Here is a 13,374-nt window from a genome sequence, read left to right on the forward strand (position 1 = left end):
GGGCTGGGGCTGGGCAAGGCAAGTGTCAGAGCGTGACGCCGCGCTTCCAGATGCCGATGGCCCGTTCGTCGTTGCTTTCGTTACGCGCCGGCTCCCCGCTGGCGACGGCGATGATGCGCTTGAGCAGGGCATCGGCGGCCGTTTCCATGCCCTGTTCCAGTGCGATGGCGGCATCGAAGTCGATCCAGCCGGGCTTGCGTTCGGCAAGGCTGTGGTTCGAGGCGATCTTCATGGTCGGCACCGGGCTGCCCAGAGGGGTGCCGCGGCCGGTGGAGAACAGGGTTATGGTCGCTCCTGCTGCTGCAAGGGCGGTGGTGGATACCGCGTCGTTGCCGGGGCCTTCCAGCACGGTGAGGCCGCCGTGCGCCTTGTCCGGCGCGATCCGCTCGCCATAGCCGATCACGTCGCACACCGGGGCAAGCCCGCCTTTCTGCACCGCGCCCAGTGATTTTTCCTCCAGCGTGGTGATGCCGCCCGCGATGTTGCCGGGGCTGGGGTTTTCTGAAACCGGCTCGCCATGATCGAGGAAATAGCGTTTGAAGCCGTTCACTAGGCCGGACAGGCGATCGAACACATCCTGACTGGTCGCGCGCTCCAGCAGGAGGTTCTCGGCCCCGAAGACTTCCGGTATTTCCGTGAGGATCGCGGCGCCGCCCGCCTGGGTGACGGCATCGGCTATCAGCCCGATCAGGGGGTTGGCGGTAAGGCCGCTCATGGCGTCCGACCCGCCGCATTTTACGCCCAGGCGCAATGCGGAAAGCGGAACCTCCTCGCGGCGATCGCCCGCCATTTCGGTGAGCAGCTCGTCGATCAGTGCCACACCGGCCGAAAACTCGTCGCTTTCCGCCTGCGCGCGCAAGATGCGCAGGCGGCTGCGCCGGCTTTGGGGAATGCGTTCGAGCAAGGCGTCGAGCTGGTTCGATTCACAGCCAAGCCCCAGCAGCAGCACGCCTCCGGCATTGGGGTTGAGCGCCAGCGAGGCGAGTATGGCCGCCGTGCCTTCCAGATCCGCGCCAAGTTGCGAGCAGCCGAAGGGGTGATTGAAGGCGTGTACCCCGTCGACCCCCTCGGAACCTGCTGGGATCGCGGCGTTCCCGCGCACGGCCAGCCTTTCCCCCAGGCGTCCGACGCAGCCTACGGTCGGCAGGATCCATAATTCGTTCCGCGTGCCGACACTGCCGTCCGCGCGGACATAGCCGCGAAAACTGTGCAGGTCCGTTGGCTTCGATGCCGTCGCTCCAGCGCCGGGACCGGCAAAGGCATAAGCGTTCTCTCCGGCCAGAGCAGTACGGACGTTGTGGGTGTGAACGTGCTCGCCCGGCGCGATGTCCTGTCGCGCGAGGCCGATCGGCGCGCGATAGCGACGCACCGGCGATCCGGCCTTTATCGATCTGACAGCGAACTTGTGTCCGGCCGGGATCGCGTCCCGCAGGGTTATGCTCTCTAGCTCGACCCGGATTTCCGCACCGGCTTCCAGCGGCTGGAGGGCAACGGCGACATCGTCCTCAGGCGCAATGCGGACAGCCGTGACGGGATGGGCAAGCGTTTCTACCATGCTGCCTCGATACGCCATTGCCAGCGCTGGCACAAGTCGGTATTCGACGACGGACCAAGGAGTTTCCGGATGCCCAGGCTCACGCTTCACCCAGATCGTCTTTTTCCCGCCGACCCGGCCACGCGCGCCATTGCGCGCGATCTCTATGAGCAGGTCGCGCACCTGCCCATCGTCAGCCCCCACGGGCATACCGATCCCGAATGGTTCGCAACCGACGCACCCTGGACCAATGCCGCCGAACTGTTGCTGGCGCCGGATCACTATCTGTTCCGCATGCTCTACTCGCAGGGCGTCGATCTCAACGCACTGGGCGTGCCGCGCAAGCGCGGTGTGCTTCCGGATACCGATCCGCGCGAGGCCTGGCGGCTGTTCGCGGCCCATTGGCATCTTTTCCGGGGCACGCCTTCCAGCATGTGGTTGAACCACGTCTTTGCCGAAGTCTTCGGGATCGACGTGACATTGGATGCGGGAACGGCCGATCATTATTACGACGCCATCGCCGAGGCTCTGGCGTCACCGGCGTTCCGCCCGCGCGCGCTGTTCGAGCGTTTCAACATAGAGCTGCTGGCGACCACCGAAGGCGCCGGCGACGATCTCAGGCACCACCGGGCGATACGCGATTCGGGCTGGAAGGGCAGGGTGATCACCACCTATCGGCCGGACTCGGTGATCGATCCCGAGCACGATTCCTTCGCCCGCGACCTTGCGCGTTTCGCCGATCTCTCTGGTGAAAACGTGGACAGCTGGACAGGCTACCTGGCCGCGCATCGCAAGCGCCGCGCCGATTTCCGTGCGATGGGCGCTACGGCAACGGATCACGGCTTCCTGACGGCGAGAACGGCGAATCTCTCGACCGCTGCGTGCGAGGCTCTCTTTGCCAAAGTCATGGGGGGCAAGGCCGATGCGGAGGAAGCCGAACTGTTCCGGGCGCAGATGCTGACCGAGATGGCGCGGATGAGCCTGGAAGACGGCATGACCATGCAGATCCATCCCGGCGCCTCGCGCAACCACAACGCGCGGCTGTTCGCCAGCCACGGCCGCGACAAGGGCGCCGATATTCCGCGCGGCACCGAATATGTAGAGGCATTGCGCCCGATGCTCGACCTGTTCGGGAACGAGCCCGATCTTACCGTCATCCTCTTCACGCTCGACGAGACGACTTATGCGCGCGAGCTGGCGCCGCTGGCCGGACACTATCCGTGCCTGCGCCTCGGGCCTGCCTGGTGGTTCCATGACAGCCCCGAGGGCATGCGCCGCTTCCGTGAGATGACCACGGAAACTGCCGGTTTCTACAACACCGTGGGCTTCAATGACGATACCCGCGCTTTCCTATCGATCCCGGCCCGGCATGACGTTGCCCGGCGTATCGATTGCGGCTTCCTCGCACGCCTTGTCGCAGAGCATCGCCTCGCGGACTGGGAAGCGGCCGAGCTGGCACAGGAATTGACCGTGGGGCTGGTTCGCAAGGCTTACGGCCTGGAAGCGCCTGCCGCTCGGGAGGTGGAACCGGTATGATGCGCCTCGCGAACGACAGCCTCGGCCGGTTGCCGCGTTCGGTCTCCAGGCCGGGGTATGACCGGGCGGCGGTGCGCCGCGGCGTGGTTCAATTCGGGCCGGGCGCCTTCCATCGCGCCCACCAGGCTGCCGCGTTCGATAGCTTGCTGGAGCATGATCCGCGATGGGGGCTGACGGGCGTCAGCCTCAACTCGCGCGGGGTTGCCGATGCGCTCAATCCTCAGGATGGGCTCTACACGCTCGCTCTCATCGACACCGATACGGAATATCGCGTAATTGGCGCGGTCGGCGCGGTGCTCACCCGTGACGAACCTCAAGCGATTCTGGCCGCGCTGGCTCATGAGGACACGCGCATCGTCAGTTCCACGGTGACGGAGAAAGGCTATTGCCTCGCTGCCGACGGCACGCTCGATTTTTCCCATCCGGCGATAGCTCGGGAGATCGAGGCCGCGCAAGCGCACGATTGGGTGCCCGGCACGTTTACCGGCTGGCTGGTTCGCGGGCTGCGGGCGCGGCGCCTGGCGGGGCTGAATGGGGTGACCGTGCTGTCCTGCGACAATCTCACGGACAACGGTCGCAAACTCGAAGCCGCCACGACCGCGCTGGCCCAGGCGATCGATGCCGAGACGGCGCGCTGGATCGCGGACAATGTGGCGTTCCCCAACGCAATGGTGGATTCGATCACCCCGGCCACGGATGACGCCCTGCGAGCCCGTGTCATGGCTGTGATCGGATTGGAAGACGCCTGGCCGATCCAGCGAGAGCGCTTCACGCAGTGGGTGATAGAGGATCGCTTTGCCGGTGAGCGTCCAGCGCTCGAACTGGCGGGCGTGACTTTCGCAAGCGACGTGAGACCGTTCGAGACGGCTAAACTGCGTCTTCTGAACGGCGCCCATTCCTCGCTGGCCTATATCGGCCTTGGCCGAGGATTGGAGACCGTGGCGGATGCCATGGCCGACCGCGATCTGGCGGTCTTCGTGGAACGACTGATGCGCGAGGATATCGCGCCTTCGGTGGCGGCCGCTCCGGGACTGGATCAGGAGCGCTACATCTCGGACATTCTCGCCCGCTTTGCCAACACCGCGATCCGTCATCTTTTGGCGCAGATCGCTTGGGACGGATCGCAGAAGCTGCCCTATCGGCTTCTGGATACGGTGCGCGACGCGCTGGCCGCCGGTCGGCCGATCGAGCGGCTGGCACTGCCGATCGCCGCCTGGCTGCGCTTTTTATCGGCTGCGGCGCGCGAAGGGCGCGCGATTACGGATCCGCTGGCGACAGTGCTGTTGGAGCGTGCCGAAGATTGGAGATCGGTTCTCTCGCTGAGAGACGTGTTCGGCGATCTGGGCGACGATCCCCGGTTCCTTCGCGCCGTGGAGCGGGGATGGACGAGATTGGAGGCGAGAAGCCTGGAAGCGATCGGCGCTCTGTAACTGCGGATCCCTTCCTTCAACGTCCCGAAGCGCGCTGTCCGGTGTTTCGCTGAATTCCTGATCAGACATACAATGTCACTATTTTTGCCCGATAATCCGATTAGAGCACACGTTGAGCGGCCCGGAAGCGGATGATGCGCTTACCCGGAACGCTTTGATACGAGGACAGCGTGTTGCAGAGAAACCATCTTGCCGTTGCAGGCGCTGCCGTAATGGTGGGTGCCTGCGCTTTAAGCGGCCCGGCCGCTGCTCAGGACCTCAGCGGTTCGCGACAGTCGTTCGAAAAGCCGAGCAACGATCGCATCATTCTTGGGATCGGCGCCGCCGCTACGCCCGTCTATCAGGGCGCGGACAGCTACCGGGTCTTACCACTGCCGGCGATCGACATTGCGCAGGGCCCGATTTTTGCCAACTTTCGCAACGGGATCGGCGTCAACTTCGTCGCCCGGCCGAAACTTACGCTTGGTTCGAGCGTCACCTTCATGCCGGGCTATCGGCGGCGCGATGTGCCGAACGGTATCGACAGGCTTTCCTCCGGCGCCGGAGCGCGCGCGTTCGCCAGCGTTTCTTCCGGAGGCCTGATCGCAACCGTGGGCGCCACGCAAGGGTTTGTCGGCAGCACCAGGGGCTTCGTAGCGGATGCCAGTCTTTCCTATCCGATCGTCGCAAGCCGCAAACTGATCCTGACCCCGTCGATCGCCACCAGCTTCGCCGATCGCCGCCATAGCGACCGCTATTTCGGCGTTACCGACGAAGAGGCGCAGGCCTCGGGACTGGCGCCGTGGCAAGGCAAGGCCGGCTTCAAGGATGCATCCGTTCTGTTGACCGCCATCTATCGCCTGGACGGCCGCTTCAGCCTGAGTGGTTCGGTCGGCGCGACAACGCTGCTGGGAAGGACGGCGACGAGCCCCCTGGTCGCCCACAAGACGCTTCCCACCGGGTTCCTGTCCCTGACCTATCGCCTGTCTCGCTAGATCCAGCCCTTGGGCCGCGAAATCGTCTTCAGATCCGCTCGACCCAATCGAGCGCGGCATCGGCCACTTCTTCCCAGCCGGGTTCAAGCAGCGTCCAGTGCGATCGCCCGGCGAATTCCAGATAGTCCGTGCGGGTTGCCGCACGGCTTTGCCGGGCATGGATCGCGCGGGTCATGGCGGCGTCGGCGATGAGGTCTTCGCCGCCCCCGATCAGCAGTAGCGGCGGGCGCTTCGGATTGGCCCAGTCGATCTTCATCGGGTTGACGATCCCGTCCCAGTAGACGCGGCCCGGCGTGGGCACGACGTACCGCTCGTAGGCCGTCTCCGCCTGCTCCGCCGACAGGGTCTGGGCGAAGCGCCGGGCGAAGAAGCGGCGCGACATCTGCTTGACCTTGTTGCGGCTGAACGGGTCGAGGAACACCGGCAGTGCGGAGACGAGCGCATGGGGATGGATCGGCACGCCCGGCGTGGGCGCCGGATCGATCGCGACCCCGGCAGCGCCCAGGCCGCGGTCGAGCAGATGCTGGACCACCACGCCCCCCAACGAGTGCCCGATAAGGACCGGAGCCTCTGGCAGGGCACGGACGATCGCTTCATAATGATCGACGATCCGCCGCTGGCCCAGGTTCTTGAGGTCGGGGTGAGGGCGGGCTCGCAGGGCAGCGGGTTCGCCTTCGTCGAGCGGCCAGTCGGGAGCGATGACGGTATGGCCGCGCGCTTCGTAGCGGGCCTTGACCTGCTCCCAGCTGCGGGCATTGAGCCAGGCGCCGTGAATGAGGACGATGGTCTTGCTCATGGCATGTCTCCTTTCAGTTTAAGCCTTGGCAGGCAGTCAGGCGCCGTAGCGCTGGGCGGGACGATTGCGGGAGAGGTTGGGGCGTAACGCGCGGCGCGCGTCGAGATAGGCATCGAGGTCGGCATTGTCCGGCAGCGCCGGGATCGTGATCGTCTCGCCAAGATCGAGGCCCTTGAGCGCAGCGTCTACCATGTCATCGACGTCCATCACCATATCGGCGGGAAGGCCTGCGAGTTGCTCCTCGGTCCAGATCGGCGTCCGCGTGACCCCCGGCAGCACGGCCTGTACCCGCACGCCTTTCGCGCCCAGTTCGACGTTCAGCGCCTCGGTAAGCGCGAGGACGTAGGCCTTGGTCGCGGGATAGACCGCGGTGAAGCCGTCGGGCATCAGTGCGGTCACCGAAGTCATGTTGATGATCGTCCCGCCGCCCAGATCGGCCAGGCGCGGCGCAATGGCGGCGGCAAGACGGGTGACGGCCATTACGTTGAGATCGATCATCCCGGTCAGGTGCGCGGGGTCGGCGCCGACGAAGGTGGTCTCCCCGGCGATCCCCGCGTTATTGACGAGGCCGGTAATCGCGGCATCCTCGCGCAGCCGCCCTTCGATGACGGCAAGGTCGTCCGGTCTGGAGAGATCGGCGCTCAGTGTCTCCACCTTCACGCCGGTTTCCGTCGCCAACCTTGCTGCCAGCGCCTCCAGCTTGTCCGCACGGCGCGCCACCAGGATCAGGTCGTGGCCACGGCGCGCGAGGCGATCGGCATAGACCGCGCCGATGCCGTCCGACGCGCCGGTGATGAGGAAAGTGCCCTTGTTCATGTGCATGTCCTTTCGTGGTGACGAGGCCGCACCTGGGCGCGGCGCCGGAAGTTTCAGTCTATCGGGCCGTTGCGCCCCGTGAAGAGCGGGATAGACTGTGCCGACGGCTCGCAGGATCGGCGGTTCCGACAAAAGGCAGGCCAAAACTGACAAAGGAACTTCGGGCATGTCCAACAGCGCGCGCATCAAGGCGGAGATCGGTCTTGTTCTCTATCCGGGCTGCCAGGCTGCGATGGTCCACGGCATCACCGACCTTTTCGCCATCGCCTCGCATTTCTCCACCGAGCGCGGCGGGCCGAGGCTTCGTGTGAGCCACTGGGAGATGAACGAGACGAGCGGTTTCGCGCGCGGCTTCGATACCCATCCCGGCGAGAGCGGAGAGCCTGCGATCCTGATCGTGCCGGGACGCCTTACCGGCCCCGTGGATGCGGCGGAGGCGGTGCCCTATGCCCGCTGGCTGCTCGACCGGCATGGGCATGGCGTGACCCTGGCCTCCACTTGCGGCGGAACGTTCATGCTGGCCGCCACCGGGCTGCTGGCGGGGCGCCCCGCTACCACCCACTGGCTCTTTGCGGAGCGGTTCCGGGCGCGGTTCCCGGACGTGCGGCTGGAACCGGACAAGATGGTGATAGAGGACGGCGACATCATTACGGCCGGAGGGCTGATGGCCTGGACCGATCTCGGCATGAGGATCGTAGATCGCCTGTTGGGGCCCTCCGTGATGATCGAAACCGGCAAGTTCCTGCTGGTCGATCCGGCCGGACGCGAGCAGCGGCATTACAGCAGTTTCGCGCCGCGACTGACCCATGGGGACGAGGCCATCCTGAAGGTTCAGCATTGGCTTCAAGGGCGGGCGGAGCGGGCGCTGGCGGTTTCCGACATGGCTGCGCGGGCCGGCTTGGAGGAGCGCACGTTCCTCCGCCGCTTCAAGGCGGCGACGGGCACGAAACCAGTGGAATACGTGCAGAACCTGCGCGTCGGCAAGGCGCGCGAGTTGCTGGAGTTCACACGCCGTCCAGTGGACCAGATCGCCTGGGCTGTCGGCTACGAGGACGCGACGGCGTTTCGCAGGGTCTTCAACCGGATCATGGGCCTCTCGCCGGGAGAATATCGCAACCGCTTCTCCAGCGGCGTGGAACTGGCGGTTGCCGCATGACCGCAGTTCCACCTTCTCCTCAATGATCGCTGGCGGCGAAGGCGCCGATGCCCGTTTCCGAGCGAACCCGCTGGGCGGAATACCCTGCCTGGTCGATGGCGGCCCGTGGCGAGCGGTCGAACCGGGATATCAGCCAGATCGCCAGAAACCCAGCCGGAACGGAAAAGATCGCCGCCGAACTGTAGGGGAAAGGCGCCGGTCCCAGCCCGAAGGTGGTGGTCCATACGGCGGGCGAGAGCAGGGTGAGCACGAATGCCGTCAGCAATCCGATCGTTCCGCCGAGAGCCGCGCCGCGCGTAGTGCAGCCGCTCCACAGCAGTGACAGGATCAGCACCGGGAAATTGCCGGAAGCGGCCAGCGCAAAGGCCAGACTGACCATGAAGGCGACGTTCTGCTTTTCGAACACCAGGCCCAGCAGTACTGCCAGCGCGCCCAGCGCCAGCGTGGTCAGCCGCGATACGCGCAGTTCGTCCGCCGAACTCGCCTGACCCTGCTTTATCACGGTTGCATAGAGATCGTGGCTGACGGCGGATGCAGCGGACAAGGTCAGCCCGGCCACGACGGCGAGAATGGTCGCGAAGGCGACTGCGGAGATGAAGCCCAGGAAGGCGTTGCCGCCGATCGCATGGGCAAGGTGGATCGCCGCCATGTTGCCGCCGCCGCGCAAGGTGCCGGCGTCGTCGAGATAGCTGCTCTGCGTGCCCACCATCACGATGGCGCCGAAGCCGATGATGAACGTCAGGATGTAGAAGTAGCCGATCCAGCCGGTCGCCCAGAGTACCGATTTGCGCGCCTCCTTCGCGTCGGGGACCGTGAAGAAGCGCATGAGGATATGCGGCAGGCCCGCCGTGCCGAGCATCAGGGCAAGGCCAAAGGAAATCGCCGACACCGGATCCTTGATGAAGTTGCCGGGCGCCATGATGGACCGGCCGCGTTCGGCGGCCTCCACCGGCGTCGCACCTGCCGCCAGCGCAGCTTCGGTTTTTACTTCCACGGCCCGCGCGAACAGGGCTTCGAGGCTGAAGCCCATCTGCGCCATGACCATCACGGCCATGAAGCTGGCGCCGCCGAGCAGCATCACCGCCTTGATGATCTGGACCCAGGTGGTGGCACGCATGCCGCCGAACAGGACGTAGAGCATCATCAGCGCGCCCACTATCACCACGGCCACCGGATAGGGCAGGCCGAACAGCAGCTTAATAAGCTGTCCGGCCCCGACCATCTGCGCGATCAGGTAGAAGCTCACGACCAGCAGCGTGCTGACGGCCGCGAAGCTGCGCACCGGCGGCTGGGCAAAGCGATAGGAGGCGACGTCGGCAAAGGTGAAGCGGCCGAGGTTCCGCAGGCGCTCCGCCATCAGGAACAGCAGGATCGGCCAGCCGACCAGGAACCCGGTGGAATAGATGAGGCCGTCATAGCCGTCGTTGAAGATCTGGGCCGAAATGCCGAGGAACGATGCGGCCGACATATAGTCGCCGGCCATGGCGAGACCGTTCTGGAAGCCGGTGATGCCGCCCCCGGCCGTGTAGAAGTCGGAAGCGCTGCGGGTACGTGCCGCGGCCGCCTTGGTAATCCAGAGCGTCAGGCCTACGAAGGCGGCGAACATCGCGATGGCGACCCAGTTAACCGGTTGCCGCTGGGCTTCGCCTTCCAGCGCGGCGGCCAAGGCCGGGTGCGGGGCCAGGGCGAAAGCGGCAACCGCGGCTGCGGTGCACCACGGCCTCATGCGCCGTGATCCTTGAGGATTTGCGCCATCCGGGCATCATGGCGTCGATTGGCGTAGACCACGTAAGCGCCGGTCAAGGCGATCGCCAGCAGGATCAGGCCCAACCCGATCGGAATGCCGATCGAGGTCACGCCTTGCCCGATGGGGGTGCCGAGAAGAGCCTTGTCGAAAGCGATCAGTAGCAGGAAGCCGACGAAGGCAGCGAAGATGACGGCGGACAGCCACCAGCCAAGCCGGGCCCGCTGCCTTACCAGCGCTGCGTATCGCGGGTCTGCACCCACTGCGGCAACCAGAGCTTCTTCCTTCGCGCCCGCCATGCACCCTCTCTCGCTGATTTTGAGGGGATACTAACCGGTTACGGGCTAAAGAAAAGAGCCTGGAAATGGCGCGCCTGGCGGTCGGCTCCGGCGGGTATCGCGTGAGGAAGTTTTCCTGAACGACATCAACGGGCCGCAGCCGCCGTCAAGGCGAACGTCCGGCGCGTGATGTCTTCGAGAACGTCCATGTCCACGTCAGCAAGCCGGTTCAGGTAAAGGCACGACTTCGAACGCTTGTGCTTGCCCAGTCGCGCAAGGAGTTCGTCGAACTCCGGGAAGCCTCCCAGATAGAGGACCAGCGCGGATGCGCGCGGTGAAAAACCGACCCGGCACATGTCGCCTTCGTGCCCGCTGTCATAGACGTAATGATAGCTTCCGAAGCCGACGATCGAAGATCCCCACATCGTGGCCGGTTCGCCGGTGACCCTCTCCATCATGGCGCATAGCCTCTGCCCATCCGCTCGCCGAAGCGGATCCGGCACCTTGGCCAGAAAGTCGGGGGCCGGGAGGTCTACAGGCTTCGTCTTGAGTTCCGCCACGACTCTCTCCTGATGACGCGAGGGAAGAAGCGTTTCGTCCTGCATAGCAGCGTTCGCTGACGCAGCCGATGGCCAATCGTCGGAGGCGGGCGCTGAACCTGAGCCCGTGCCCGTGCCCGTGCCCGTGCCCGTCAGGGCAGGGCATAGGCGATTACCTGATCGCCGATCGGTGTCTCCATGAAGTGGTGGCCGCCCGGTGCGATGACGAGGTACTGCTTGCCGTTCACCATGTAGGTCATCGGCGTCGCCTGCCCGCCCGCCGGGAGCACGTCCTTCCAGAGCACTTTTCCGGTCTTCAGGTCGATCGCCCGGATCAGGTTGTCGGTCGCGGCTGCCACGAAGACGACGCCCCCGGCGGTGACGACGGAGCCGCCGTTATTGGGCGTGCCGATGGTCCACGGCAGCATGGATGGGATACCGAAGGGGCCGTTGGTCCGCGCTTCGCCCAGCGGCTTGTCCCAGATCGTCCGGCCCGTGGCCATGTCGATGGCGCGGATGCCGCCGTAGGGGGGCTGCTTGCACAGCATGCCGGTAAGCGGCAGGCGCCAACCCGCGTTCACATCGATCGCGTAAGGGGTGTGGGCCTGGGGATCGCCCGCGCCTTCGGCGCCGCCGATTTCCCCTCGGGCCTGATCGCGAGGTGCCCAGCCCTTCCTGTTGGCCTCTGCGCGCGGCACCAGCCGGACGTAGTTCGGCATGTCGTTGTAGTTGGCGACGATCACCCCGCGACGCGGATCGACCGCGATGCCTCCCCAGTCGGTGCCGCCATTGTAGCCCGGGTACTCGATGGAGCGGCGATCGCTTTCGGGCGGCGTGAAGAAGCCCTTGTAGCTGGCCTTGCGGAACTGGATGCGGCAGATCATCTGGTCGATCGGCGACATGCCCCACATGTCGCGCTCGGTCAGGTCTGGCTTGCGCAGGGTGTGCCACAGGGAAACGCGCTGGGTTGCCGCGCGCTGCTGCGGTTCCACGCCGCCGCCCGGTGCCTTGATCGTGCCGACCGGGGTGAGCGGGCGCCCGGTGCGGCGATCCAGCACGTAGATGTCGCCTTGCTTGGACGGGAGCACAAGTGCAGGCGTGCCCTTGAAATCCACCAGCGTCGCCTGCGCGCCGAAGTCGTAATCCCAGACGTCGTCGCGAACGGCCTGGAATTTCCAGCGCGGCTTGCCGGTCGTCACGTCCAGCGCCACGAGCGAGGTTGCGAAGTCGCGCTCCTGCGGGCGGCGCAGGCTGGAATAGTAATCCGCCGCCGCATTGCCCATCGGCAGGTAGACGAGGCCGAGCTGTTCGTCACCGCTGGCGATCGTCCACATGTTCGGAGTGCCGCGCGCCCAGGACTGCCCCGGCGGCGGATAGCCGTTCCAGTCAGGATGCATCATGTCCCAGGCCCAGCGGAGCTTGCCGGTCACCGCGTCGTAGCCGCGGATCACGCCGGAGGGCGCCCAGCGATCCTGGCCGTCCAGCACCTGATGCCCTGTCACGACCACGCCGCGCACGATGGTGGGCGGAGAGTTGATCGATACGTAGCCCGGAGGCGTGTTGCCCATGCCGACCTTGGTATCGACTTCGCCATTGCTGCCGAAGGCGTCGCAGCGCATGCCGGTGCGGGCATCGATCGCGAAGAGGCGCGCGTCGAGCGTGCCGTAGATGATGCGCGTGGCGCATGGCTGGTCCGCCGGTGCGCCGGGAACGGCGAAGTAGCTCACGCCGCGGCAGGCGGCGGTATAGGGGATCGCTTCGTCGGATACTTTCGGATCGAACTTCCAGCGCTGCTTCCCGGTTGCGGGATCGAGGGCAAGCACGATGTTCTTGGGCGTGCAGACGTAGAGCATGTTCCCGATCTTCAGCGGCGTATTCTCGCCACCGTAAGTCTTGGCGATGCGGTCTGACGAGGGCATGTCGCCGGTGTGCGTGATCCAGGCGCGCTTGAGGTTCTTCACGTTTGCCGGCGTGATCTGTCCCAGCGGCGAGAAGCGGCGAGCGGCATCGCTGCCGCCGTAGGCGGGCCAGTCGTCTCCGGTCGACAGGAGCGAAGGATCGCCCATTTCGAAGCGCAAGTCGGGGAATGGTGACTGGGGGCCGGTTTCCGCCATGCGTGCGAAGATCGTCGCCGTCACTGCCGTGAGAACCACCGCCGCCGCACTGGCGCCCAGTCCCAGCTTCCAGCGATGTGGGCGCGCGGAGAGCGTCGGCATCACCAGCAGCGTCGCCACCAGCAGCACCAGCGGGGCAATGACGCGCGGCACCAGCGCCCAGTTGTTCGCTCCCACTTCGCCGAACGCCCAGATGACGGTCAGGACGAAGACCGCGCAGTAGATCCATCCGCCCAGGATGTTCCCGCGGATCAGCAGGGCGCCGGATGCCAGCAGGGCGATGCCGGTCAGAATGTAATAGATCGAGCCGCCGAGCACGGCGAGGTAGATGCCGCCGATCGTCAGCACGAGGCCGATCAGCGCAATGACGCTCCCGAGAACGATTGGCGGCAGCGCGCCCGCCCTCTGTCGCATGCTGGGGAACGCCATCATTTACACTCCGGAAACATTCATGACC

At 65.6% G+C, this 13,374-nt stretch carries 11 protein-coding genes; 4 read left to right on the plus strand and 7 right to left on the minus strand.

All coding sequences use genetic code 11. The annotated features are described in order from the left end of the window. Positions 1 to 25: 25 nt before the first annotated feature. Positions 26 to 1,555 (minus strand): UxaA family hydrolase, encoded by a 1,530-nt coding sequence (locus ACI3K3_RS21080; RefSeq protein ID WP_404917282.1) that lies wholly within the window; start codon positions 1,553 to 1,555, stop codon positions 26 to 28. A gap of 69 nt (positions 1,556 to 1,624) precedes the next feature. Here ACI3K3_RS21080 and uxaC point away from each other — a divergent pair, with 69 nt between their 5' ends. The 3 genes from uxaC to ACI3K3_RS21095 all read left to right on the plus strand — a co-directional run bounded on the left by uxaC (position 1,625) and on the right by ACI3K3_RS21095 (position 5,474). After that, a complete protein-coding gene (gene uxaC / locus ACI3K3_RS21085; RefSeq protein WP_404917284.1) occupies positions 1,625 to 3,070 on the plus strand; it encodes a glucuronate isomerase in 1,446 nt (481 codons plus the stop codon). Further along, positions 3,067 to 4,500, plus strand: coding sequence for a mannitol dehydrogenase family protein (locus ACI3K3_RS21090; RefSeq protein ID WP_404917286.1), 1,434 nt, complete (start codon positions 3,067 to 3,069; stop codon positions 4,498 to 4,500). Before uxaC ends, ACI3K3_RS21090 begins: the two co-directional genes overlap by 4 nt. A gap of 173 nt (positions 4,501 to 4,673) precedes the next feature. Continuing rightward, positions 4,674 to 5,474: a MipA/OmpV family protein gene (locus tag ACI3K3_RS21095; RefSeq protein ID WP_404917288.1), complete on the plus strand. Its 801-nt coding sequence runs from the start codon at positions 4,674 to 4,676 to the stop codon at positions 5,472 to 5,474. Positions 5,475 to 5,502: 28 nt separating this feature from the next. Here ACI3K3_RS21095 and ACI3K3_RS21100 read toward each other — a convergent pair whose 3' ends face one another. Together ACI3K3_RS21100 and ACI3K3_RS21105 are read right to left on the minus strand one after the other, a co-directional pair. After that, positions 5,503 to 6,270 (minus strand): alpha/beta hydrolase, encoded by a 768-nt coding sequence (locus ACI3K3_RS21100; protein WP_404917290.1) that lies wholly within the window; start codon positions 6,268 to 6,270, stop codon positions 5,503 to 5,505. A gap of 36 nt (positions 6,271 to 6,306) precedes the next feature. Next, a complete protein-coding gene (locus tag ACI3K3_RS21105) occupies positions 6,307 to 7,086 on the minus strand; it encodes an SDR family NAD(P)-dependent oxidoreductase (protein WP_404917292.1) in 780 nt (259 codons plus the stop codon). 166 nt (positions 7,087 to 7,252) lie between these two features. Between ACI3K3_RS21105 and ACI3K3_RS21110 the strand changes: the two genes are divergently transcribed. Beyond that, positions 7,253 to 8,242, plus strand: coding sequence for a GlxA family transcriptional regulator (locus ACI3K3_RS21110; protein WP_404917294.1), 990 nt, complete (start codon positions 7,253 to 7,255; stop codon positions 8,240 to 8,242). Positions 8,243 to 8,261: 19 nt separating this feature from the next. On the opposite strand, the gene ACI3K3_RS21115 is transcribed toward ACI3K3_RS21110, so the two are convergent. From ACI3K3_RS21115 to ACI3K3_RS21130, 4 genes are all read right to left on the minus strand, one after another. Continuing rightward, the gene (locus ACI3K3_RS21115) at positions 8,262 to 9,968 is read right to left on the minus strand and encodes a cation acetate symporter (protein ID WP_404917296.1); all 1,707 of its coding nucleotides are present in this window, start codon (positions 9,966 to 9,968) and stop codon (positions 8,262 to 8,264) included. Further along, positions 9,965 to 10,285, minus strand: a complete 321-nt coding sequence (locus ACI3K3_RS21120; RefSeq protein WP_404917298.1) for a DUF485 domain-containing protein — start codon at positions 10,283 to 10,285, stop codon at positions 9,965 to 9,967. The genes ACI3K3_RS21115 and ACI3K3_RS21120 overlap by 4 nt, the downstream gene beginning before the upstream one ends. Positions 10,286 to 10,410: 125 nt before the next feature. Continuing rightward, on the minus strand, positions 10,411 to 10,869 hold the full coding sequence (locus tag ACI3K3_RS21125) for a DUF1801 domain-containing protein (protein ID WP_404917300.1): 459 nt from the start codon (positions 10,867 to 10,869) through the stop codon (positions 10,411 to 10,413). Positions 10,870 to 10,955: 86 nt separating this feature from the next. Next, entirely contained in the window at positions 10,956 to 13,331 is a 2,376-nt protein-coding gene (locus ACI3K3_RS21130) for a membrane-bound PQQ-dependent dehydrogenase, glucose/quinate/shikimate family (RefSeq protein WP_404917302.1), read from the minus strand. Positions 13,332 to 13,374 lie beyond the last annotated feature (43 nt).

It is taken from the genome of Novosphingobium sp. ZW T3_23 (genome assembly GCF_044987305.1).
Lineage (GTDB): Bacteria > Pseudomonadota > Alphaproteobacteria > Sphingomonadales > Sphingomonadaceae > Novosphingobium.

Bases quoted from the DNA above. Each gene is read 5' to 3' on its own strand.
- ACI3K3_RS21115 (WP_404917296.1), bottom strand. From the start codon at position 9,968: ATGAGGCCGTGGTGCACCGCAGCCGCGGTTGCCGCTTTCGCCCTGGCC.
- ACI3K3_RS21090 (WP_404917286.1), top strand. From the start codon at position 3,067: ATGATGCGCCTCGCGAACGACAGCCTCGGCCGGTTGCCGCGTTCGGTC.
- ACI3K3_RS21125 (WP_404917300.1), bottom strand. From the start codon at position 10,869: ATGCAGGACGAAACGCTTCTTCCCTCGCGTCATCAGGAGAGAGTCGTG.
- ACI3K3_RS21110 (WP_404917294.1), top strand. From the start codon at position 7,253: ATGTCCAACAGCGCGCGCATCAAGGCGGAGATCGGTCTTGTTCTCTAT.
- ACI3K3_RS21100 (WP_404917290.1), bottom strand. From the start codon at position 6,270: ATGAGCAAGACCATCGTCCTCATTCACGGCGCCTGGCTCAATGCCCGC.
- uxaC (WP_404917284.1), top strand. From the start codon at position 1,625: ATGCCCAGGCTCACGCTTCACCCAGATCGTCTTTTTCCCGCCGACCCG.
- ACI3K3_RS21120 (WP_404917298.1), bottom strand. From the start codon at position 10,285: ATGGCGGGCGCGAAGGAAGAAGCTCTGGTTGCCGCAGTGGGTGCAGAC.
- ACI3K3_RS21105 (WP_404917292.1), bottom strand. From the start codon at position 7,086: ATGAACAAGGGCACTTTCCTCATCACCGGCGCGTCGGACGGCATCGGC.
- ACI3K3_RS21130 (WP_404917302.1), bottom strand. From the start codon at position 13,331: ATGCGACAGAGGGCGGGCGCGCTGCCGCCAATCGTTCTCGGGAGCGTC.
- ACI3K3_RS21080 (WP_404917282.1), bottom strand. From the start codon at position 1,555: ATGGTAGAAACGCTTGCCCATCCCGTCACGGCTGTCCGCATTGCGCCT.